The organism is Streptomyces odontomachicola (assembly GCF_039605595.1).
GTDB lineage: Bacteria > Actinomycetota > Actinomycetes > Streptomycetales > Streptomycetaceae > Streptomyces.
This window is the reverse complement of sequence record NZ_JBCFOK010000018.1, coordinates 58,528-80,335: the sequence shown is the minus strand read 5'-3', so window position 1 is coordinate 80,335 and position 21,808 is coordinate 58,528. Positions and strand designations below refer to the sequence as shown.

Below are 21,808 nucleotides of genomic sequence, written 5' to 3'. Positions count from 1 at the left end.
ACTCACCTACGCAGAACCGGAGTTGAGCAGCTCCGAGACGCCGGACAGGCCCCGCGCCGCACGGTCCGCGCTGTCCGTGCTCTCCGTTCCGCCCGGCCCGCGCTTCGCCGCGAAGCGACTGCTCGGCGCTGTCCTGGTACTGCTGGTGCTGTCCCTCGCGCTGTACGCGCTCTTCTACCTGCTGCCGGGCAACCCCGCGCAGCTCGCCTGCGGTGAGCGGTGCAGCCCGCAGCAGGTGGCGCAGGTGCGCGAGCGGCTGGGCCTCGACGAGCCGGTGTACGCACAGTATCTGCACTTCCTCCAGGGCCTGTTCGCCGGGCGCGACTACTCCGCCGGCACCGGGCTGCGGCACTGCGCCGCGCCCTGCCTGGGCCTCTCGCACCAGAACGACGAGGAGGTCACCGCGCTGATCCTGGAGGGGCTGCCCACCACCGTCTCGCTCGCCGCGGGCGCGCTGGTGGTATGGACGGTGCTGGGCATCGGCACCGGGCTGCTCTCCGCGCTGCGCCGCGGCGGGCTCACCGAACGCGCGCTGACCGTCCTGACCTTGGCCGGGACCGGCACGCCCGTGTTCATCCTGGGCCTGCTCCTGCTCATGGCCGTGTGCGCCTACCTCCAGTGGCTGCCCTTCCCGTCCTATGTCCCGCTGTCCCAGGATCCCGAGCAGTGGGCCTGGAACATGCTGCTGCCGTGGCTGACGCTGGGGCTCTTCGAGAGCGCCAAGTACGCGCGGATCACCCGCTCCTCCACGCTGGAGGTGCTGGCCGAGGACCACATCCGCACCTTCCGCGCGTACGGGCTGAGCGAACGGGCCGTCGTCTCCCGGCACGCGCTGCGCGGCGCGCTGCCCCCGGTCCTCGCGCTCTCGGCGCTGGACGTCGGCACCATGCTCGGCGGCGCGATGCTCACCGAGCAGCTCTTCGGCCTGCCCGGGCTCGGCAAGCTGCTCATCGACAGCGTCCACAAGGTGGACCTGCCGGTGGTCGTCGGCGTCATCCTCGTCATCGGTACGGCCGTGGTGCTCGCCAACACCGTCGCCGACCTCCTCACCGCACTGGCCGACCGGAGGGTGGTCCTCTCGTGAACGCGCACACCACGGGCACACCAGGGCCGGGGGAGCCCCTCGTCGAGGTCTCGCAGTTGACCGTCGACTTCCCGGCCGGCGAGGAGTACGTACGCGCAGTCGACGGGCTCTCGTTCCGCGTCGCCGCAGGTCAGGCACTGGGCATCGTCGGCGAGTCGGGCTCGGGCAAGAGCACGGCGGCCGCCGCGCTGCTCGGCCTGCACCGGGGCACCGGCGCGCGGGTCACCGGAACGGTACGGGTCGGCGGCACCGATGTGGGTGACGCGCCGGCCCGCGAGCTGCGGCGGCTGCGGGGGCCCGGTGCGGCGATGGTGTTCCAGGACCCGTTGTCCTCGCTCGACCCGTACCTGGCTGTGGGCGACCAGATCGCCGAGGTCTACCGGGCGCACACGCCGGGCGCCTCGCGCCGGGCCGCGCGGGAACGCGCCGTCCGGGTCCTGGAGCGGGTCGGCATTCCGGACGCGGCACGCCGTGCGAGGTCGCGGCCGCACGAGTTCAGCGGAGGGATGCGGCAGCGCGCCGTGCTGGCCATGGCGCTGGCCTGCGAGCCGCGGCTGCTGGTGGCCGACGAGCCGACGACCGCGCTGGACGTGACCGTGCAGGCGCAGATCCTCGACCTGCTGCACGAGCTGCGCGCCGAGACGGGTATGGGCCTGGTCCTGGTATCCCACGACCTGGGAGTGGTCGCGGGCAGCGTGGAGGAGACGCTGGTGCTGCGCGAGGGCCGCGCGGTCGAACACGGCCCGGTGGCACGGGTGCTGGGCGAGCCCGAGCACCCCTATACGCGCGCGCTGCTGGCGGCGGTGCCGAGGGTGGAGTCGGCGGGTGTGCGGGAAGCGTCGCCCCGGGTGCGGGAGGGGGTGTCGTACGAGGGCCGTGAGCCATCGCGCGAGGGCGGCCCGCTGCTCGAAGCCGCCGGGCTGCGGCGGGAGTTCGGGCGGCGTGCCCGGCGTACCGTCGCCGTCGACGGGGTCTCGCTCACCGTCGCGCCGGGCGAGACGCTGGGCGTGGTCGGCGAATCCGGCAGCGGCAAGACCACCCTGGGCCGCATGCTGGTCCGGCTGCTGGAGCCCTCCGAGGGCACGGTCGGCTATCGCGGACACGAGCTGACCGGGGTGCGCAGCGATGTGCAGATGGTCTTCCAGGATCCGGTCTCCTCGCTCAACCCCCGCCGCAGCGTGGGCGAGTCCATCGCCGACCCGCTCCGCGCCGCCGGGCGGCTGGGCGACGCGGAGATCCGCGCCCGTGCCCGGGAGCTGATGGAGCGGGTCGGCCTGGATCCGGGGCGCTACGACGCCTATCCGCACGAGTTCAGCGGCGGGCAGCGGCAGCGCGTGGGCATCGCCCGCGCGCTGGCACCCTCACCGCGGCTCCTGGTGTGCGACGAACCGGTCTCAGCCCTCGACGTCACCACCCAGGCCCAGGTCCTCGACCTGCTCGACGGCCTGCGCCGCGACCTGGGCCTGGCCCTCGTACTGATCTCGCACGACCTGGCGGTGGTACGTCAGGCGGCGGACCGGGTGCTGGTGATGCGGGGAGGGCGTGTCGTGGAGGAGGGGCCGGCCGAGCGCGTATACGGGGACCCGCAACACCCCTACACCCAGTCCCTGTTGGCGGCCGTACCCGTACTGGACCCGTCGGTCGCGGCCGACCGCCGCGCGGCCCGCCGCGAGCGCGGGGGTGAGCGGCGGCCGGTGCCGGTGGGCTAGTGGCCGGCGCGGACCCGGCGCCCCGCTCGGCCTCGACGCTGCCGAGCGCCCCGGGTCCGCCGGCCATCGCCCCGTACGCCACCTGCCTCGCACCTCGTACGGAGGTACGCCGCGAGGCCCCGGCGTGGGCGGTCATCTGCGACGCGCGGGGCCCCGGCGGAGCCCGGGTGTCCGCCGGGGGCCGTGGTTGACTGCTGGCGTCTCCCCCACTCCTCCCCTTGCCCCCCTTGGAGCAGCAGCATGGCCATCCCCGCCGACCAGCTCTCAGACCCCGCCGTCCGCGCCCTGGTCACCGCGCTGAACGCCAACGACCAGCAGGCTTTCTACGCGGCACTGACGCCGGACGCGAGCATGTCCGACGACGGTTCGGAACGCGATCTGCGCCAGTGGGCCGACCGCGAGATCTTCTCCTCCAACGGCCGCATGGACGTGGAGTCGGAGTCCGACGACGGCCGGACCCTGGTCGCGGACTACAGCAACGACACCTGGGGAGCCATGCGCACGCGCTGGCAGTTCTCGGTCGCCGACGGGAAGGTCAGCCGCTTCGAGACCGGCCAGGCGTAAGGGTCACGGCGCCTCAGACGGCTGCGCGCGCCGACTGCCGCTCCGCCGCCTCGACCGTCTGCGTCAGCAGGGTGGCGATGGTCATGGGACCGACGCCACCCGGTACGGGGGTGATGAGCCCGGCCCGTTCGCGGGCGGTCTCGAAGTCCACGTCGCCGACGTTGCCCGGGTTGGACCCCGCGTCGATCACGACGGCGCCCGGCTTCACGTCCGCACCGGCGATGAAGCGCGGGCGCCCGACCGCCGCGATCAGCACGTCGGCCTGCCTCACCTGCGCGGACAGGTCGCGGGTGCGCGAGTGGCAGTACGTCACCGTGGCGTTGCGCTCCAGGAGCAGCATGCCGGCTGGCTTGCCCAGGATCGCGCTGCGGCCCACGACCACGGCGTGCTTGCCGGACAGCTCGACCTCGTACTCGTCCAGCAGGCGCATGATGCCGCCCGGCGTGCAGGACACGAAGCCCGGCAGGCCGAAGCTCATCGCGGCGAACGAGCTCAGGGTGACCCCGTCCACGTCCTTCTCCGGCGCGATCGCCTCGAACGCGGCCCGCTCGTCGATGTGGTCGCCGACCGGATGCTGGAGCAGGATGCCGTGCACGCCCGGGTCCTGCGAGAGCTCGGTGATCTTCTCGACCAGCCCGGCGGTGGTGATCGAGGCGGGCAGCGGCACGTGGCGGGACTCGATGCCGGCCTTCGCGCAGCGGTTGCGCTTCATCCGCACGTACTTCTCGGAGGCCGGGTCGTCGCCGACCAGCACGGTGGCCAGGCAGGGCGCGGTGCCGGTGGCTTCGCGTACGCGGGCCGCTCCGGCTCCGGCCTCCTCGACGAGGCGCTGCGCGAGCGCCTTCCCGTCCATCAGCCGGGCTCCGTCGGTCGCCTCGGTCGCGCCTGTCGTCGTCGCGGTCATGCACTGCTCCCAAGCGTTCACGGTGGATCGCCCAGGCGCACGGCATTCGACAACTGCAGTCAGACCGCTCCCCGGTGGTACTCCACCTCGACGCGCCAGTCACGGCCCGGGGGAAGTCTAACGGAGGGGGTACGGAGGGGCCCGAGCGGGCGTTCGCCCCAGCCGTCCCCCCTCCCCGTAGGCACGCCGTCATGCCGGGGACGGCGCCCGGCGGCGGTGTCTCACGCCTCCCCCCGTGCCATCGCCAGGAGGTGGTCCAGTACGGAGGGGTCGGCTCGGACTCCGTCGTGGGCGTGGGCGTTGGTGATCCAGGGGCGCAGGCCGCGTATCCGGGAGGCCGTTTCGAGGGACTGCTCGCGGTCCACGAACATGTCGTCGTAGTAGACGGCGGCGGCCACCGGCACCTCGTTGGCGGCGAGCCGGTCCAGGTCGTACAGAGCCGGCCAGTCGGTGCGCCGGGCCAGCGCCTCGGCCGCCCCGCGCAGCGGCACCAGCGCGGGGTCCTCCTCGAACTGCCACGGGTAGATCATCTCGCCGGTGAAGCGCAGCGGCCCCCCGCCCTCCGCGTCGAACTCGGGGAACTCCGCGCGCACCCGGTGCGCCGACCACGCGGTGGCCCGGCCGCCCTGCGCGTAGATCGGCTCGTGCAGCACGGCGTACAGCGGGCGCGGCGCGCAGGAGAGCGCGGCGTCCACCCCGCGCAGGAAGGGGTCGGAGAGGCGCGGCCCTTCGGGGCCCTCTACGAAGGCGGTCTCCAGGAGGTAGTGGAGGCTGTCGAAGCCGGAGGAGGTGCCGAAGGTGATGCCCATGGTCTGGAAGCGGCGTACGGACAGCCGTTCCCCCGAGGGCATGCGCACGTCGTGCGCGGCGAGGTGCGCGGCCACAGCGTCGGCGAGTTCCTGGTCGCCGGGGTAGCGAGCGAAGTAGCGCTCGTTGTGGGCGAGAGCGCGCCGGTACGCGGCGCGGTAGACGTCGTCGGCGTGCCCGGTGAGGGTGGGCAATCCGCCCGTGATCAGGGCCTGTTCGAGCCCCTCCGGCGCGTGGCTGAGGTAGGTCACGGCGCAGAAGCCGCCGAAGCTCTGGCCGAGTACGGTCCAGGGGCGGTCGCCCTGGAGGGCCCGGCGCAGGAGTTCGGCGTCCCGCACGATGGCGTCGGCGCGGAAGTGCGCGAGGTAGTCGGCCGCGTCGGCGCGGCCCGCGAGGGTGGTGCGGTCGGCGGGCGCGGAACGGCCCGTTCCGCGCTGATCCATGAGCACGACCCGGTAGTCCTCGAGCGCCCTGCGCAGCCAGGCACCGGCCGCGTTGGGCCGCTCGGCGCGCCCGCCGGGCCCGCCCTGGAGCCACAACAGGCGGGGCAGCTCCCGGTGTTCGCTGCCCGCCGCGACGACCTCGCGCGCGAAGAGGGAGAGCTGCGGGCCGTCGGGCTGCGCGTGATCGAGGGGTACGGGGAGCGTGTGATCGGTGCAGACGAGGCCGCTGTGGCGGTAGGTGCGGCCGACCGTGGAGGCGGCGGTGGAAGTGGTCATGTGTGCTCCGTTGCTCGGCGGTCATGAGGGGGCCGCGCCCCGCGTGTAAGGGACAGTGACGGGGCGCGGCCGGACAAGCGGTCAGCGTCCCCTCAGTACCCCGCGACCCCCAACTCGCGGCAGATCTTCACCAGTTCGGGATGCACGTACACCCCGTCCTTCTCGACGCACTCGCCGTCCAGGTAGATCGACGGGCCGACCACCGAGCCGTCGGTGTGCGCGGCGGCCACCCACGGCTCGCCGCCGATCCAGGCGCCCTTGGTGCCGATGCCGAGTTCGACGCAGCCGAAGACGCGCTCGTCCTCCACGATGCGTCCGGTGGGCGCGGGCACCCCGGGGTTGAAGCCGAGCGACCAGTGGGCGATGCGGTACATGTTCGGGTCGTCCCAGGACTCCATCCAGCTCCGGAACACGTCCGCGTCCTGGCCGCCCTCGATCGCGGTCACCACGCCCCGCTCGACCGTCAGCCGCACCGGCGAACGCAGCAGGCCGAGCTGGTCCGGCGGCCACAGCGCGCCGTCGAAGACGAGGACGCCGTCCTGGGTCTCCTCCAGGGGGTTCCAGGAGATCTGGCCGGAGAGCATGACCGTCTCGCCGGGCTTCTCGGCCGGCTTGCCGCGCAGGTTGACCGGGCGGTCGCCGTTGCGGCCCACGATGTCGGTGCCGTTGGGCGAGGTGATGCGCACCTCCTCGGCCTGCTCCAGGAGCCTGACCAGCGCCTTTCCGAGCCGCATCACGCCCTGGAAGTCGGGGCGTCCGACGGTGGCGACGAGCATGTGCACGTCCATGGCGGTGAGGTTGGTGTAGCGGCAGCCGTTGGCCATGGCCGCGCGGAAGGCGTCGGAGTGCATGAGGTACGAGACGGCGAACTCGATCCACACGTCCGCGTCCGCGATCGCCCCGGCGACAGGCCGCGGCGGTTCCATGGAGGAACTCGGCAGGGTCTCGGACCACACCACCACCGGGTGCGCCCCGGCGGCGGCGACGGCCTGCGCGGTCGCGTCGACCACGCGCCGGTCGCTGCTGGTGTCGCCGGTCAGCACGACGTGCTCACCGGGCTTGACCAGCATGACCTCCTCTACCAGCTTGCGGGCGGCCAGCGCGAGTTCGAACCCCAGGTACTCGGGGCGGGGTTCGAGGCGGCTGAACATCTCCATGGTGCTTCTCTCCTTGTGCGGGTTGCTTGTACGGAGTTCGGGTTGTACGGGTCGCTTGTGCGGAATTACGGGTTGCACGGGTCGCTTGTGCGGGGTGCGCCCCTCACCCCGCCTTGAGGATCTGCGCCGAATCGCCCAGCGAGCCGCCCGCGATGAGCCCGGCGCCGACGAGGTTGAGCTCCTCGTCGGCCCGCGCGCCGCGCCATCTGCGGTAGCCGACCCGTACGCACAGCGCGGCGATGACCAGCCAGCACGCGTGCGGGGTGGCGACCAGCAGCCCGGTCGCGAGCATCACGCCCATCTGCCGCCGGGAGCCGCCCAGCAGTTGGATCAGGGCGCCGGGCACGGCCCAGAGCAGCAGGTTGGCGAGGACGCCTGGCTGGTCGAGGCCGTGCTTGAGGGTGTCCGCGTACACCTTGGCGATGGGCGGGAACATGCCCTGCCGGAAGTACGACTGCCACAGCACCGCGACCACCACCAGCGCCGCGGCGAAGCCGATCAGCGCGGCCTTGAACTGCTCGCGCCGCCCGGCCCGTTCGTACGGGTCCCACGGCCTGTGGTCCCTGCGCAGCAGCCAGCCCGCCTTGAGGTCGTAGCCCATGTCGGCGAAGGCGGGCCCGGTGGCCGACACGTACCCGACCAGCAGCGCCAGCGGCACCGAGGGGATGCCCAGCAGCAGGCCCGCGATCAGGAAGATCAGCGTGACGGCGAAGGACGGGAACCACCCCGACTGCATCGCAGCGAGCCCCACGATCAGCTCGTGCACCAGCGCCGCGAACGCCGCGAACAGCACCCAGCCGACGACAGCGAGCGGGCTCATCTCCCCCAGCACCCCGCCGAGCAGCGCCATCAGGACGGCACCGGCGGCGAAGAGCGCGTACCCGCGCACCAACGTGCGGCGCAGCGCGCGCTCGTCGACGGTGGGCCGGGCGGTCGGATCGCCCGCGGGTGCGGCCTCCTCTCGTGCGCCGCCCTCATCACGTACGGCTTCTTCCCCGCGTACGCCGCCTTCTTCGCGTACGTCGCCCCGCACCCCCTCCGCCGTACGGGGGCCGCGGCGCAGCAGCAGGCGCAGGGCCTGGCCCAGGGCCACGACGCCCGCGCCGACCATGACGCCGTGCGGGATGAACTCGCCCGCCAGGTCGACGCCGAGGAGCCCGGGCGCGTACTCGGCGATCCCGAGGCCGACGCCGAACATCAGCAGCGCCCACACGTTCCCCAGGAAGGCCACGCCGGCGGCGGACAGCGGGAGGCTGAACAGGGTGCCGCCCAGGCCGACCAGGGTGCCGCCACCCAGTACGAGGGCGCGCTTGCCGCCCTTGTCCCCCGCCTTGATCGTCTCGGCCGCCGCCGCGCCGGGCGGCCAGGCGGCGTCGGCCGGCAGCAGCCGGGAGCCGAAGGAGCGGTAGAGCACCCAGGCGTCGATGAGCAGTCCGGCCACCGCGCCGGCCAGCATGGGCCACACCAGGTCGCCGCGCCCGAACACGTACGGGACCGCGACCGAGGTCAGCAGGACGTTCGCCGAGGCGAAGGTGGCGGCGGAGATGGCGCTCTGCGCGAGGTTCTGACGGTGCACCGAGCGCATGCGGCGCAGCCCGGCGAGCGGGATGCGGCCGACGAGCATGGCGATCAGCGCGCCGACCACCGAGGTGTTGGCCGAGATGCCGAGCTTGGCGACGAGGTCGGCGCCGATGACCGCGCCCACCACCGACAGCACGGCCAGGAGCACGAACACCATGGGTTCGCGCACACGCGGATGGGCGGCGGCGCGCTCCCGCGCCGCGGATTCCTCCGGGAACTGCGGGGCCCGGCCGACGGGTTCTGGCCCGGCGGCTGACGGCGGCTGAGGTGACACGGCGGCACCCCTTTCGGCGGGAACGGATCGTGGGAGGGGAGGATCGGAGGGTCGGAGGACCGATCGGGCTGTGGCCGCGCCAGGGCAGGACGGGGCACGCCGACGCGCGCGGGCTCTGCGCGTGGCTTCGCGGGGGGGGTGTATGCGGGGGCGGGTTTACGGGTGTGCGCCGGCGAAGAAGCTGGGATCGCCAACTCCGCGCCGCGGCAAGGGCTTCGGCACCCTCGCGGCTACTGGCCGAAGGCCGCCGTGGCCTCCGCCGCCGCGTTCCTGACGGTCACCCGGAGGCCGTCCGCCGCGCGGGAGACGCGGTGCGCGGGCCCGATGACGGTGAGCGAGGCGGCGATGCTCCCGGCCTGGAAGACCGGTGCGGACACGGCGGTCACGGCCTCGTCGTACTCGCCGTGGCTGACGCTCACCCCGTCCTCGCGCACCCGTGCGTAGCGTTCCAGCAGGGCGTCGAAGTCGGTGATCGTGTGGTCGTTGAAGCGCTGGAGCGGGCTGGCGCCGAAGAGTTGGCGCAGCTCGGCCTCCGAATAGTGGGCGAAGATCACATGCCCGGATGCCCCGGCGTGCCCGGGCATCAGGGCGCCGATGATCGCGGTGTAGCGCACGGGTCCCGTGCCGTCGACCGCGGCGGCGCAGCGGTAGCCGCTGCCGTGCGGAACGTTGAGCACCACGCTCTCGCCGGTCTCCCGCAGCAGCCGCGCGAGCAGCGGCCGCACCAGCGAGGGCAGGACGCCGCTGTGCTCGCCGACCCGCGCCAGCCGGGAGACCGAGGGGCCGAGCCGGTAGCGGCGCGAGGTCTCGTCGCACATCAGGAAGCCGCGCGCGGTGAGCGTGGTGAGGAGCCGCTGTGCGACGGCCTTGTCCCACCCGTGCTCGCGGGCCAGTTCGCTGACGCCCCATTCGGGGCGCCGCTCGGTGAAGGAGAGCAGCGCGGTCAGCGCACGGTCCACGCTCTGCAGCGCCCCTTTGGGGGCCTCCGCGTCCGCCATCGTCCCGCTCCTCGCCTCGCACTCTCCGGTGCGCTCAACGCAACGCCGTTGCGCTGAGCGGCGAGAACCTTCCGCCACCCGCACCCCGGGTGTCAAGACCCCGGCGGCACCCCGCCTCTGTCGGCGAAACGGCGGAAGAAGGTACGCGCCTTGAGCCCGGCGCGCCCGGCGACCGCCTCCGCGGTGTTCTGCTCGAAGCCGGCATCACCCGCTCTCACCTTGACCACCTGGAGTTCTCACATGCGCGTATTCGTCACAGGGGCCTCGGGCTGGATCGGCTCGGCCGTCGTACCCGACCTCCTCGCCGGCGGCCACCGGGTCGTCGGGCTGGCCCGCTCCGACGCCTCGGCCGCCGCGCTCGCCGCCGCAGGGGCCGAGGTGGCCCGCGGTTCGCTCGACGACCCGGACTCCCTGCGGGAGGCGGCGGGCGCGACGGACGGCGCCATCCACCTCGCCTTCAAGCACGACACCGCCTTCACCGGGGACTTCGAGGGCGCCGTCGAGGCGGACCGGCGCGCGGTCGAGGCCATCGGGGAGGCGTTCGCCGGTTCGGACCGGCCGTTCGCCGTCGCCTCGGGAACGCCCGTCGAGCCGGGGCGGCCCGCCACCGAACGCGACGGCCACGACATCGACCCGGCCACCGCCGCGGGCCCGCAGGCCCGGCAGCTCACCGACCAGCGGGTTCTCGCCCTCGCCTCGCGCGGGGTGCGCTCCTCGGTCGTACGCCTGCCCCGTACGAACCATGGCGAGGGCGACAAGGGCTTCCTCGCCACCCTGGTCGCGCTCGCGCGCGAGAAGGGGTTCTCCGGGTACGTCGGCGACGGCGCCCAGCGCTGGCCCGCCGTGCACCGGCTGGACTCGGCGCACCTGTTCCGCGTCGCGCTGGAGCAGGCGCCCGCGGGCTCCACGCTGCACGCCGTCGCGGACGAGGGCGTGCCCGTACGGGAGATCGCCGAGGTCATCGGCCGCCATCTGGACGTGCCGACGGGCTCGGTCGCGCCCGAGGAGGCGGCGGCGCACTTCGGCTTCCTGGGCGGCGTCCTCGCCGTGGACCAGCCCGCGTCCAGCACCCTGACCCGCGAACTTCTGGAGTGGCGGCCGCGGCAGCCCGGCGTGCTCCAGGACCTGGACGAGGGGCACTACTACCGGGCGGTTGCGGGGTCGGGTGCGTGAGGGCGTACACCGGCTCAACTGCCTGTGTACGCAGGTGAGGTGAGGGTGCAGGGGGCGGCGCTTCGTGGGCCGTGGCTCCTGAGCCGTGGCCGCTCTGCCACCCGCGGCGGCCGGGTTCCGCGCGGCCGTCCCCTCACTCCTCCTGCAGGTCCACGACCACCTTCACCTCGTCCTGGCCCTTGTGCAGCGCGTCCGCGAAGCCGCTCATCGGGACCCGGCGGGTGATCATGCGCTCCAGCCAGCCGCGGTCGGCGCGGGCCAGGTCGGCCGCGGCCTGTTCGTAGTTGCGGCGGGCGGCGTTGACCGAGCCGAACACGACGGTGTTGTCCAGCACCATCTCCTTGTTCAGCTCGTCGAGCCCGGCCGGGACCTTCTTCTTGCCCGAGGAGATGCCGGTCAGGCAGATGACCGCGCCGGGCGCCGCCACCTCGGTGAGCGAGAAGGCCAGCGGCCCGTGCCCGGTGCACTCCATGACCACGTCGGGCGCGACGCCGATGCTGTCCGGGGTACCGGTGTGGAAGGTCGCGCCGAGGTCGGCGACCAGCCCGGGCTTGGGCCCGCGCTTGTTCAGGTCCAGTACGTGGACCTCGTACCCCCTCTGCACGCCCAGCAACGCCGCGAACAGGCCGACGGGCCCGGCGCCCGTCACCAGCACGACGCAGGGGTGCAGCGTGGTGCGGGCGAGGATGCGCTCGGTCTGCTCCCACGCCTTGGCCAGCACCGACACCGGTTCGATGAACACTCCGCAGTCGCCGAGCTCGGGGTCGACCCGTACGGCGTACTCGGGCGGAACGCGCCAGCGCTGCGACCCGTAACCGTGCAGGCCCTGGATGCCGCGCTCGGTGTAGCGGCCGTTGAGGCAGAAATCCCACTGGCCGTCGGCGCAGGCCGCGCACGGTTCGGGGTCGGGCCGGCGCACGATGCCCGCGACCCGGTCGCCAGCGGAGAAGCCCGAGCCCTCCGGGGCCTCCAGCACCGTGCCCAGCGACTCGTGGCCGATGCGCAGCCGCTCCTCCCCCGGCGGCGGCGCCCCGTACCCCTTCTCGACGATGTCGGCGTCCGTACCGCAGACGCCGAGCAGGTCCCCGCGCACCAGCAACGAGCCCTCGGACGGATCGGGTTCGGGCAGCTCCTCCACCCGTACGCCGTCGGGAGCCCCCGGCACCACGCCAATCCCCAGCATGCGTCCGCCTTCCCTCACTCACGACCCCGCTCATGGCTGCTCATCGTGGTGCCCCTCGGGGGCGGCGGCAATCGCAGCGGGGGCGCTCAGCGGGCGCTCCCTCGTATGGGTGGCTCACACCGTGACCTACGTCCAAGGCGACGGCGAGCGGGTCGAGGACGACGAAGGAACAACGGGCAGGGGCTGAGGCGCCCAGTCGTACGCGGTCACCGCGCCCCGGCGGCGGGGCGGACGGTCAGTTCGTTCACGTCCACGTGCGGTGGCTGCGCCACGGCGTAGCCGATGGCGTCGGCGATCGCCGAGGCGGGCAGCGCCACGGAACGGTAGCTGCGCATGGCCTCCCTGGCGGCGGGGTCGGATATGCCGTCCGGGAGCTCGGACTCGGTCACGCCCGGCGAGACCAGCGTGACGCGGATGTCCCCGCCGGTCTCCTGCCGCAGCCCCTCGGAGAGCGCGCGCACGGCGAACTTGGTCGCCGAATACACCGCGGACGTCGGCACCACCTCGTACGCGCCGACCGACGCGATGTTCACGAAGTGCCCGCCGCCCGCCGCGCGCATCACGGGCAGCGCGGCCGCGACGCCGTGCAGCACGCCGCGCAGGTTCACGTCGATCATGCGGTCCCACTCCTCGGTACGCAGGGCCTCCAGCGGTGATAGCGGCATCACGCCCGCGTTGTTGACCAGGACGTCGAGGCGTCCGTGGCACCCGTGCGCGGCGGCCACGAAGGCCGCGGTGTCGGCGGGGTCCGTGACGTCCAGCCGCTGGTAGGCGACGCTGCCGCCCGCCGCCTCCAGTTCTCCTGCCAGCGCCTTGAGACGGTCGGTGCGCCGCGCGCCCAGGAACACGTGGTGGCCGTCGGCCGCCAGGCGGCGCGCGGTCGCCTCGCCGATACCGCTGCTCGCTCCGGTGACCGCCACGACCTTGGCTGCCGTATCCATCGCCATCAGGGGTTCCTCCATCCGTCGTCCGCCGTCCGTGCCCGTGTCCGTATCCGTACGGCTCGATCTGCCTTCCGGATCGAGACTGGAGCGGCCGCGGTACGCGAACCAGGGCGGCGTGCTCCTGGGTGCGGCACACCCAGGAGATGCTCGACGCCGTGGCGAGCGCGCCGGACCAGCACCACGCCCCGGGCCAGAACCCCAGGTCAGAGCCCCAGCCACACAGGTGCTACACGTGGAGTGCCGGCGCACGTCCCCACGGCGCCGACCGCTCCGGACCCCCACCCCGAACAGGAGACACAGCCTCGATGCGCGCGATCGTCTGCTCGCAGCCGGACCCCACGCTGGCCACCACCCGGCTCACCACGGCCGAGGTGCCGACTCCCGCGGCCGACGAGGTGCGGGTCGCGGTGCACGCGGCCTCGCTCAATCCGGTCGACTGGAAGCTCGCCACCGGCGACGCGCCGTGGTGGGAGGGCCCGCACATCGCCGGGCTCGACGGCGCGGGCGTCGTCGACGCTGTCGGTTCCGAGGTGCACGACTGGCAGGTCGGCGACCGCGTGGTCTGGCACGCCGACCTCCAACGGGACGGCGTGCTCGCCGACTACGCGCTCGCCCCGCGCCACGTGCTCGCCGCCGTCCCCGAGGGCGTCGGCTTCGCCGAGGCGGCCGCGCTCCCGTGCGCCGGGCTGACCGCGTACCAGGCGCTGATCCGCAAGGCCCGCATCGAGCCGGGCGACAACGTGCTGGTCCAGGGCGCCAGCGGCGGGGTCGGCGGCTTCGGCGTGCAGATCGCGCGGGAGTTCGGCGCGACCGTGCTCGCACTGACGCGCCCCGAGCACGCCGAACGGGTACGCGCCCTGGGCGCCGACCACGTACTCGACCGGCGCGATCCGGAACTTCCGCTGCGGGTCCGGGAGTTGACCGGAGGGTACGGCGCCGACGCGATGCTGGAGGTGGTCAATCCCGGGGACGCCCGTACCTCCCTGGACCTGGTGCGCTACAACGGCCACCTGCTGTGCGTCGACCCGCTGCCCGACCTCGGCGAGGTCCCCTCGTACACGTACGCCGTCTCGCTGCACGAGATCGCCGTGGGCGGTGCGTACGCGGCCGGGCACCGTCCCACCCAGGAGGACTTCCCGGTCATGCTCGGCCATCTGCTGGACCTGCTCGCGGCGGGCAGGCTCGACCCGATGATCGAGCGGACCGTCGGCCTGGAGGAAGCGCCGGCCGCGCTCGGAGCGCTGCGCGAGGGGACGTACGCGGGGAAGACGGTGGTCAGCGTGCGCTGAGCACCGCCCGCCGGAGCTGTGCGTTACGGCTCCCGGCGCGTCGGCGTCTCGTAGCCCGGAGTCTCGTAGCCCGAAGTCTCGTAGCCGGGCGACTGGGGTCCGTGCGGCGTGGGCCGGAACGTGCCTCCGTACATGGGCAGTTCGATGTCCTCGCCGTAGCGGGCGAGCTGCGCCCAGGGGCGGTTGAGGCCCGTGGCGCCGTACATGCGCACCCGGTCGACGGCGTCCAGGTCGAGGACGTCGACGAGGATCTCCTCGCCGGTGCCTGCCTGCTGGCGGACGATGCCCTCGGGGTCGACGACGGCGCTGCTCCCGACGCCTGACGGGTCGGCGGCGTTGACGTTGAGGACGTAGACCTGGCTGGTCCAGGCGTTGGCGCGGGCGCAGACGAGTTCCATCTCGCGGTCCCTGGTGGTGGTCAGGGTGGGCTGGATGACGACCTCGGCGCCGAGCCAGGCCAGCTGCCGCACGGTCTCGGGGAACGAGCCGTCGTAGCAGATCGCGAGCCCGGCGCGGCCAATGCCCGGCAGGTCGAAGACCACGAACTCGCTGCCCGGGGTGGTCTGTTCGTAGGGCTGCCAGGGGAAGACCTTGCGGTAGGTGGCCGCGAGCTCCCCGTCGGGCGAGAGGGCGAGCGCGGTGTTGTAGGGGGCGCCGTCCGGGTTCTCCTCGTACACGGTGCCCGGCACCAGCCACAGCCCGGTCTCGCGGGCCAGCGCGCCCAGCCGCTCGGTGAACGGTCCCGGCACGGGAATGCTCGCCAGCCGTGCCCAGTCGCCGCGCGCCTGGAGGAACGGCGCCTCCGCCGCGAGCAGCAACTCGGGCGCCACCACCATCTGCACGTGCGGGAACGCCGCGCGCACCGCCCGCACTTGGTGGGCGAAGCGCTGCCAGGTGGCGTCCAGGTCGTGGGGCACGGGGGTGGTCTGAATACCGGCGACGGCAAGGGTACGCATGCGGTTCTCGTCTCCGTAGCGGTCGGGCTCTTGCGGGTGGCTCGTGTGGGCGGGGGGCTTGGGACGTTTGAGGGAGCGCTTTTGCGAGCTTCCGTACGCGGGTCAGGTCTCCGTCACGGACACGGCGGCGACGGCGGTGCGGCCCTCGCGGAAGAAGCGGGCGTGCCGGGGCCGGACGAGGCACAGCATGACGAGGGCGCCGAGCAGGATCGAGCCGATGCCGAGCAGGAACACGCCGCCGACGCCGCCGAGCGAGGTGTGCCCGTACGAGGGGTCCGCCATGTCGTAGGCGGTGCGCCCGAACGCCGCCAGCATCAGCAGCCCGCCCAGCGCCGGGCACACGCCCTTGACCAGCACGTTCCTTAGAGAATCCGTGAGTTCGCGCCGGAAGTGCCAGGCGCAGGCGAGGCCCGTGATGCCGTAGTAGAAGGCGATCAGGAGGCCGATCGAGAGGACCGCGTCGCCGAGGAAGTCGGCGGAGAGCAGGGTGAGCAGGGTGAGCAGGGTCAGCACGACGGCGGCGGCGCAGCCGAAGAAGACGGTGCCGAACGCCGGCGTACGGAAGCGCGGGTGCATCCGCGCGAAGGCGGCGGGCAGGGCGCCGTGCGCGCTCATCGAGAGCGTGGTGCGCGGGGTGGCTGCCGTGCACGTCAGCAGCGCGCCGACGGCCGACACGCCGATGGCCAACTGCACGAGCCTGGCGGGGAGTTCGCCGAGCACGGCCGGGGCGAGTCCCGTGAGGACGTCGGCCGCCGTGTCCGGGTCGCCGAGCCCGCGCCCCGTACGGCCCGTCCCGGCGAAGGAGATCGTCGCGAACGCGGTGAACAGGTACGTCACCAGCAGCACCACGGTCGATATCAGGGCCGCCCTCCCCGGTGTGCGGGTGCGGTCGACCGACTCCTCGTTGAAGGTGATCAGCGCGTCCCAGCCCCAGTAGATGAACAGGCACAGCAGCACCGCCTCGGCGAACGGCCCGAAACCGTCGACCGCGAACGGGTTCAGCCAGCTCAGCGACACAGTCGCGGCACCGTTCCGCACGAGCGCCGCGACACCGAAGGCGAGCAGCGCGAACAGTTGCAGCCCGATCATCAAATACTGGACGTACGCCGCGAGTTGAATCCCTCGGTACGCGATCGCCGTGGCCAGCGCCAGCAGCAGCACGGCGCAGGCGGTAACGGCCAAGGTGCCGGGCCCGTCCAGCCCGAACAGCCGCAGGAACGCGGCGGCCCCGACCCTCGCCAGCGCCGTCAGCGCGACGACGGCCGCGCTGAGCAGCGTCCAGCCGCCCACGACCCAGCCGACGACGGGACCGAACACCCGGGTGTTCCACACGAAGGTGGTGCCGCAGTCCGGCATCTCCCGATTCAGCTCGCGGAAGGCGAACGCCGTGAGCAGTACGGGGACGAAGCCGAGCAGCAGGGCGGACGGGGCGAGTTCGCCGATCACCAGGGTCACCAGGCCAAGCGTCACGGCGATGCTGTACGCGGGGGCCACGTTGGCGAGGCCGAGCGCGACCGTGGCGAGCAGCCCGACGGAGTCGCCGCGCAGGCCCTTGGCGGGTGGGGAGTCCTCGGACATGGCGGCCTCCAGGTGGGGCGGGCGGCATGTGGCTGGCTTCCGGGGCGGGCGTGCTCCCCCTTTCGCTAAACAGCGATTTAAGGAAACGGTGATGCCTCCGTCAACACCTGGGCAGGTATCTTTTCCCGCGGCTTCAGGGATTCGTCAGCACACGACCGGGGGTGGGGCAGCGCGTGGCACGGCGCAAGGACCAGGGGGCACGGCGGGCCCAGTTGGGCGAGGCCGCCGAACGCGCGCTGCTCAGCCGCGGACTCGAAGGGCTGCGACTGCGGGACGTCGCCCAGGAGGCCGGGGTCACGCCCGCCGCGGTCCTCTACTACTACGACGACCTCGACGCCCTCGTGTACGAGACGCTCCAGCAGGCCATCGAGCGCTTCTGCCGCGACCGCGAGGCGGCGGCCGAACAGCACGCGGACGCCCGCGAACAGCTCCGCACCTGCATCGCCTCGGGCGTCGCCGAGGGGCCGCGCGACCGGCTGCCGCGGCTGCTGTTCGAGTTCTGGCCGCGCACCCTGCGCGACCCCCAGGCCGCGGCCCTCGACAGCACCCTGACCGAGCGCCAAGTGGCCGTCTACCAGCGCATTCTGGTGCTCGGTCAGGCACAGGACCACTTCACCCTGCACGACCCGGCACGGCTCGTCGCGGCCAACTTCCTCGCCCTGGAAGACGGCTACCAGATGGGCGTACTCTCCGGCCGCCGCTCACGCGCCGAGGTCCTGACGGCCCTCCACGCTTATGCGCGGGCGGCGACGGGGTGCGACTTGGAGGTATGAGGCGGGCCGAGGCGCAACTCGCCTTCCGTGCGGGTGCCGCAGGGTCAGTCTCTCTTGGGAGTACCCGTGCGGCCTCGGGTCAGGGTGCGGGCGCACCAGCCGATCAGGGTGGCGTTGACCAGGGCGCCGAGGGTCACGGCCACGTACAGCATGGACGCGTGCTCCGGCAGGGCCAGCAGGATCAGGCTCACCGGTGCGGTGGCGAACAGCGGGATCACTCCGGCCATGGAGGCGTCCGGCTGCTCGACGGAACTCACCGCCACCGCCCAGATCAGCAGTCCCGCGCAGATGGCCAGGTAGACGAGGGCGAAGACGCTGGTCAGCGCACTGCGGACGGTCTGCGGAACGGTGCGGGGAGAGTCGGTCATCTCGGCGTGCTCCTGGTGGGGGGTGGTGCCCATGGGGCGATGTCCTTTCGCTGTGGGGGGGGCGCCGACCGGACGCGGGCGCGGCAAGGCATGCCGGGGCGCGGTTGGGCCGTGCGGCTGTCGGGCGTCTTAGGTGGTCAGGTGGTCGAGCAGGGGCGGCCTGGCTTCACGCATCCGCCTCCGGAGGGTTGGCGCGGGCCAGGCCCAGGTCGTACGCGAGGATCGTCGCCTGCACGCGGTCGCGGAGCTCCAACTTCCGCAGCAGCGCGTTCACATGGGACTTCACGGTGCCGACGGTGATGTCGAGCTCCTCGGCAATCTCCGTGTTGTTGAGCCCGGCCGCGATCAGGGTGAGGACGAACCGCTCCCGCTCGGTCAGCCGCTCCAGCACCCCGGCGTCCGGGCCCGTGCGGGGTGCGGCGTGCGGGCCCTCGGCGTAGTGGCCGATAAGCCGACGCGTCGCCGAGGGGGCGAGGATGCTCTCGCCGGACGCCACGACCCTGATGCCGTGCAGGAGTTCGGCCGCCCGTACGTCCTTGAGCAGAAAGCCCGAGGCGCCCGCGCGCAGCGCCCCGAACACGTACGAGTCGAGGTCGAAGGTCGTCAGCACCAGAACGCGCGGCGCGTCCTCCCTCCCCGTGAGGATGCGGGTGGCGGCGATCCCGTCCAGCTCGGGCATCCGTACGTCCATGACGATCACGTCGGGCGCGAGCTCTTCGGCGAGGCGCACCGCACTCGCCCCGTCGCCCGCCTCCGCGACGACGGTCATGTCCTCCTCGGCGTCGATGACGGCGGCGAAGCCCGCGCGGACGACTCTCTGGTCGTCGACGACCAGCACCTTGAGGCTCATCGGGGCTCCTTCCCCACGTGCGCGCCGGCGCTGGGCGCGAGGCGATACGGCCCGGGCTCCAGGGGCAGGCGCAGCAGCACCGTGCCCGGCCGGTCGGTGGTCAGGCTGCCGCCCAGCGCTTCGGCGCGCGCGGCTATCCGCTCGTCCGCGGCACGGCGCGCGGCGCGGGACACCCCGGTCGCGGTGAGCGTCAACTCGTCTCCCCCTGCGTCGATTTCAAGGTGTGCGGGCTCTTCGCCGCCGGCCTCCAGCACGGTCTCGGCCGCGCGGTACGCGGTGAGGTCCACCTCGGTGGGCAGCCGCTCCGGCACCCGGTCGGTGCGCCGTGCCTCCACCTCGCGGCCGGTGGCTCTGCACTGCTGTATGAGCAGGTCCAGGGCGTGGAGCGTGGGCTGCGGGCGCAGCTCGGGGTCCGCTTCGCCGCCTCGTACGGTCTCCAGCAGGGCGCGCATGGCGGCCAGCGCCTCGCGGGCACGCTCGGCGGTCTCCTCCAGGCGGCCCGCCTCCGCCTCGGTGACCACCTCGGCGGTGCGCTCCAGAACGGTGGTCTCCAACCCTGCGGTGATGCGGCGGCGTTCGGCCCATGCGTCCCGCACGGCTTCCTCGGTCCAGGCCGCGATCCGGTGCTCGCTCGCAGCGCGGGCAGCGTGCTTGCGCTTGCCGTACATGAGCCCGCTCCCCCAGGCCACGGCCGCCGCCAGTGCTGCCCCGGCGGTCGCGACACCGATGACCGCCGAGGCGGGTGCGGTGCCGCCGCGGGCGAGCACGGCCCATGTCGCGGTGGCGGCGTGGACGAGGGCTGCGACGAGGGGCGGCACCAGCAGCGGTGACTCGGTGATCCAACTCGGCCCTCTCGTGAGCCCGTTCGCGTGCTGCGCGTCGATCTGCGTGTGGGGCCCGTTCGCCTCGGAGGCTGTGCCGCCGCGTGAGGGTGCGGACTCCTCTGCCGTGCGGGCTGCGGTCACCACGAGGGCCGCGCAGGTCGCGAGCATGCTCAGCGACGGGGGCAGGGCTGCCGGGCCCGCATACCCGCTCGCGCTCATCGCCGCAGGCCAGAGGGCTGCGAGCACGAGGAGTGCGGCGAACGCCATGCGCGGGGCGCGCCGCGTCCACAGCAGGGCGAGCGCCTGGCCGGTGGCCAGCAGCGCGAAGAGCACGCCGGCGGACACCCCGGAGCCGGGGGTCTCCGCGTTCTGCCGGATCACCAGCAGGGGCAGCAGCGGCTGGAGGCACAGGCCGACGGCCGCGATGAGTTGCGCGAACCGGTACGAGCGGGGCACCGACACCGACCGCGTCCCCGCCGCCGCCCGTCCCGGCAGCACCGCGCGGACCTCCCAACCCCCGTCCGAGATCGGGCCGCTGGTCAGCGTGCCGCCCGCCTCACGTGCACGGCCGCGCAGGAGGTGCTGGCCGCGCCCGCCGCCTAGGCCCGCGCCGCGCGCCGTGCGGTTGCTGCCACGGCTACCGCTGCCGTCGCCGCCAACGTCGCCGCCGCCGGTCTCGACCCCGTCGTCGCCCTCGACCGAGGCGTTCGGAGGCGCGTTGCGTACCAGGACCTCGATGGTCTCGCCGCTTTCGTCCGCGTACGCGCAGCGCACGGTCGTCGCGGTGCCGGAGGCGTGGCGCACGGCGTTGGTCAGCGCCTCGCGGACGATGCCGTACGCGGCGTCTCCCGCAGCACCCTCGGGCAGGGCCCGGATGTCGCAGGTCACCGGCTGCCCCAGGGTGCGGAAGCCCGCCACGAGCTCGGACAGGCGCTCCTCCGGCGCGGGCGCTTCCTCAGCGGAGGGCTCGGGCGCCCGCACCGCGCTGAGCGCCCTGGTCACCTCGCGTCCCGTCTCCGCGGCGAACTTCACGGCCTCGGCGGCCATTTCCGGCCTCCGGTCGCGGAGCCCGAGCGCCGCCTCGACCGTGACCACCACGCCCGTCAGGTGGTGCGCGCTGACGTCGTGCAACTCGCGCTCCATGCGGCGCCGTTCGGCCGCCGGGAGGCGGTGGCGTTCGGCCTCGGCGCGGTGCAGCCGCCGCTCGGTCGACCGCCGCGTGAGCCGGCGTCGGCGCCGGTGCATGCCTATTCCGGTGGCGGCCGCATACAGCAAGGCCGTCAGTACGAGGTCGAGGCCCTGGGGGTCGCCGAGGCCGTGCAGGCTCAGGCCGTGTATCGCCTGCCAGGCCGCGAGCGTGGTGACGCACAGGAGCGCTGTCCAGGTCTCCCGCTCGGCAGCCACCGTGTAAAGGGCCAGGGCGACGCCCGCCGTGCCCACTATCGCCGTGGCTCCCACCGGCAGCGGGCCGGCGCCGAGCGCGCAGGTCGCCGCGACCAGGGCCAGCACCGGCACCGGGCAGGTGCGGCGGACCGCCAGGGCCACGGTCACCAGCCCGTACACCAGGGCGGCGGCGAGCACCTCGGCGCCCGTCGGCGCGGCGCCGCGCAACAGTGCGGCGCCGGGCCACACCGCAGCCTGGACGCCGAGCAGCAGGACCGGGAACAGCCGGTCGTCAATGCGTTCCATGATGCTTCTCAGGCTATGGCCCCGCGCAGGTCACAGGCATCGGACCACGGGTTGATCAGGGCCTCTAACCAGGGGTGGAGAAGGGCGGGGAGGAGAGGCGGCGCGGGTGGAGAACAAGGGTGGAGAGAGGTGGAGACGGGTTGAGGAGCCGGGTGGAGGCGGGTGGAGAGACGGGGTGGAGAAGGGCGGAGACGGGTGGAGAGCGAGGCGACAAGGGGTGGGGCGGGACCGGAACGAGCCGCAGGGGTGGCCTCTGACCCCCGAGTCGACTTCCGGGCCACTCACCTCACCTCACCACTCCAATGTTTTCCCATTGGCCCTTTTCCCATGGCCAATGGGTCAACAGACTCATGATCGGCGGGACTTGGCTTGGTCCTGAGGCGC

18 protein-coding genes and 1 riboswitch are annotated in these 21,808 nt (G+C 73.3%); of the genes, 6 read left to right on the top strand and 12 right to left on the bottom strand.

Annotated features, from left to right (window positions below; all coding sequences use genetic code 11):
- Positions 1-76: 76 nt before the first annotated feature.
- From ABEE00_RS28755 to ABEE00_RS28745, 3 genes are all read left to right on the top strand, one after another.
- Positions 77-1,084 carry an ABC transporter permease gene (locus tag ABEE00_RS28755; RefSeq protein WP_451918691.1) on the top strand — a complete coding sequence of 336 codons (1,008 nt, stop codon included), beginning with the start codon at positions 77-79 and terminating at the stop codon, positions 1,082-1,084.
- Positions 1,081-2,793, top strand: a complete 1,713-nt coding sequence (locus ABEE00_RS28750; protein WP_345748637.1) for an ABC transporter ATP-binding protein — start codon at positions 1,081-1,083, stop codon at positions 2,791-2,793. The genes ABEE00_RS28755 and ABEE00_RS28750 overlap by 4 nt, the downstream gene beginning before the upstream one ends.
- A gap of 240 nt (positions 2,794-3,033) precedes the next feature.
- Positions 3,034-3,357 (top strand): nuclear transport factor 2 family protein, encoded by a 324-nt coding sequence (locus ABEE00_RS28745; RefSeq protein ID WP_345748636.1) that lies wholly within the window; start codon positions 3,034-3,036, stop codon positions 3,355-3,357.
- Positions 3,358-3,370: 13 nt separating this feature from the next.
- Here the strand turns inward: ABEE00_RS28745 and ABEE00_RS28740 are convergent, their stop codons facing one another.
- From ABEE00_RS28740 to ABEE00_RS28720, 5 genes are all read right to left on the bottom strand, one after another.
- The gene (locus ABEE00_RS28740) at positions 3,371-4,261 is read right to left on the bottom strand and encodes a bifunctional 5,10-methylenetetrahydrofolate dehydrogenase/5,10-methenyltetrahydrofolate cyclohydrolase (RefSeq protein WP_345748635.1); all 891 of its coding nucleotides are present in this window, start codon (positions 4,259-4,261) and stop codon (positions 3,371-3,373) included.
- Between the two features lie 22 nt (positions 4,262-4,283).
- Positions 4,284-4,374, bottom strand: a riboswitch (ZMP/ZTP riboswitch).
- A 108-nt stretch (positions 4,375-4,482) separates the two neighbouring features.
- Entirely contained in the window at positions 4,483-5,787 is a 1,305-nt protein-coding gene (locus tag ABEE00_RS28735) for an alpha/beta fold hydrolase (protein ID WP_345748634.1), read from the bottom strand.
- 92 nt (positions 5,788-5,879) lie between these two features.
- Complete coding sequence (locus ABEE00_RS28730; RefSeq protein ID WP_345748633.1) at positions 5,880-6,944, bottom strand: 2,5-dihydroxypyridine 5,6-dioxygenase NicX family protein; 1,065 nt, start codon at positions 6,942-6,944, stop codon at positions 5,880-5,882.
- A gap of 103 nt (positions 6,945-7,047) precedes the next feature.
- Positions 7,048-8,682, bottom strand: coding sequence for an OPT/YSL family transporter (locus tag ABEE00_RS28725; RefSeq protein ID WP_345748759.1), 1,635 nt, complete (start codon positions 8,680-8,682; stop codon positions 7,048-7,050).
- Positions 8,683-9,029: 347 nt separating this feature from the next.
- Positions 9,030-9,797, bottom strand: a complete 768-nt coding sequence (locus tag ABEE00_RS28720) for an IclR family transcriptional regulator (protein ID WP_345748632.1) — start codon at positions 9,795-9,797, stop codon at positions 9,030-9,032.
- A gap of 240 nt (positions 9,798-10,037) precedes the next feature.
- Here ABEE00_RS28720 and ABEE00_RS28715 point away from each other — a divergent pair, with 240 nt between their 5' ends.
- Positions 10,038-10,970 (top strand): SDR family oxidoreductase, encoded by a 933-nt coding sequence (locus ABEE00_RS28715; protein WP_345748631.1) that lies wholly within the window; start codon positions 10,038-10,040, stop codon positions 10,968-10,970.
- 133 nt (positions 10,971-11,103) lie between these two features.
- Here ABEE00_RS28715 and ABEE00_RS28710 read toward each other — a convergent pair whose 3' ends face one another.
- A complete protein-coding gene (locus ABEE00_RS28710) occupies positions 11,104-12,153 on the bottom strand; it encodes a glucose 1-dehydrogenase (RefSeq protein ID WP_345748630.1) in 1,050 nt (349 codons plus the stop codon).
- A gap of 206 nt (positions 12,154-12,359) precedes the next feature.
- Positions 12,360-13,094, bottom strand: a complete 735-nt coding sequence (locus ABEE00_RS28705; protein WP_345748758.1) for an SDR family oxidoreductase — start codon at positions 13,092-13,094, stop codon at positions 12,360-12,362.
- 308 nt (positions 13,095-13,402) lie between these two features.
- On the opposite strand from ABEE00_RS28705, the gene ABEE00_RS28700 reads away from it, so the two are divergent.
- Entirely contained in the window at positions 13,403-14,386 is a 984-nt protein-coding gene (locus tag ABEE00_RS28700; protein ID WP_345748629.1) for an alcohol dehydrogenase catalytic domain-containing protein, read from the top strand.
- Between the two features lie 23 nt (positions 14,387-14,409).
- Here ABEE00_RS28700 and ABEE00_RS28695 read toward each other — a convergent pair whose 3' ends face one another.
- Both ABEE00_RS28695 and ABEE00_RS28690 read right to left on the bottom strand, forming a co-directional pair.
- Positions 14,410-15,342, bottom strand: a complete 933-nt coding sequence (locus tag ABEE00_RS28695; RefSeq protein WP_345748628.1) for a carbon-nitrogen hydrolase family protein — start codon at positions 15,340-15,342, stop codon at positions 14,410-14,412.
- Positions 15,343-15,444: 102 nt separating this feature from the next.
- Positions 15,445-16,920, bottom strand: a complete 1,476-nt coding sequence (locus tag ABEE00_RS28690) for an APC family permease (protein WP_345748627.1) — start codon at positions 16,918-16,920, stop codon at positions 15,445-15,447.
- 173 nt (positions 16,921-17,093) lie between these two features.
- Here ABEE00_RS28690 and ABEE00_RS28685 point away from each other — a divergent pair, with 173 nt between their 5' ends.
- Complete coding sequence (locus ABEE00_RS28685; RefSeq protein ID WP_345748626.1) at positions 17,094-17,693, top strand: TetR/AcrR family transcriptional regulator; 600 nt, start codon at positions 17,094-17,096, stop codon at positions 17,691-17,693.
- Positions 17,694-17,737: 44 nt separating this feature from the next.
- Here the strand turns inward: ABEE00_RS28685 and ABEE00_RS28680 are convergent, their stop codons facing one another.
- The 3 genes from ABEE00_RS28680 to ABEE00_RS28670 all read right to left on the bottom strand — a co-directional run bounded on the left by ABEE00_RS28680 (position 17,738) and on the right by ABEE00_RS28670 (position 21,424).
- Positions 17,738-18,094: an SCO4225 family membrane protein gene (locus ABEE00_RS28680; RefSeq protein WP_345748625.1), complete on the bottom strand. Its 357-nt coding sequence runs from the start codon at positions 18,092-18,094 to the stop codon at positions 17,738-17,740.
- A 133-nt stretch (positions 18,095-18,227) separates the two neighbouring features.
- Entirely contained in the window at positions 18,228-18,911 is a 684-nt protein-coding gene (locus ABEE00_RS28675; RefSeq protein WP_345748624.1) for a response regulator transcription factor, read from the bottom strand.
- On the bottom strand, positions 18,908-21,424 hold the full coding sequence (locus tag ABEE00_RS28670; protein ID WP_345748623.1) for a sensor histidine kinase: 2,517 nt from the start codon (positions 21,422-21,424) through the stop codon (positions 18,908-18,910). Before ABEE00_RS28670 ends, ABEE00_RS28675 begins: the two co-directional genes overlap by 4 nt.
- Positions 21,425-21,808 lie beyond the last annotated feature (384 nt).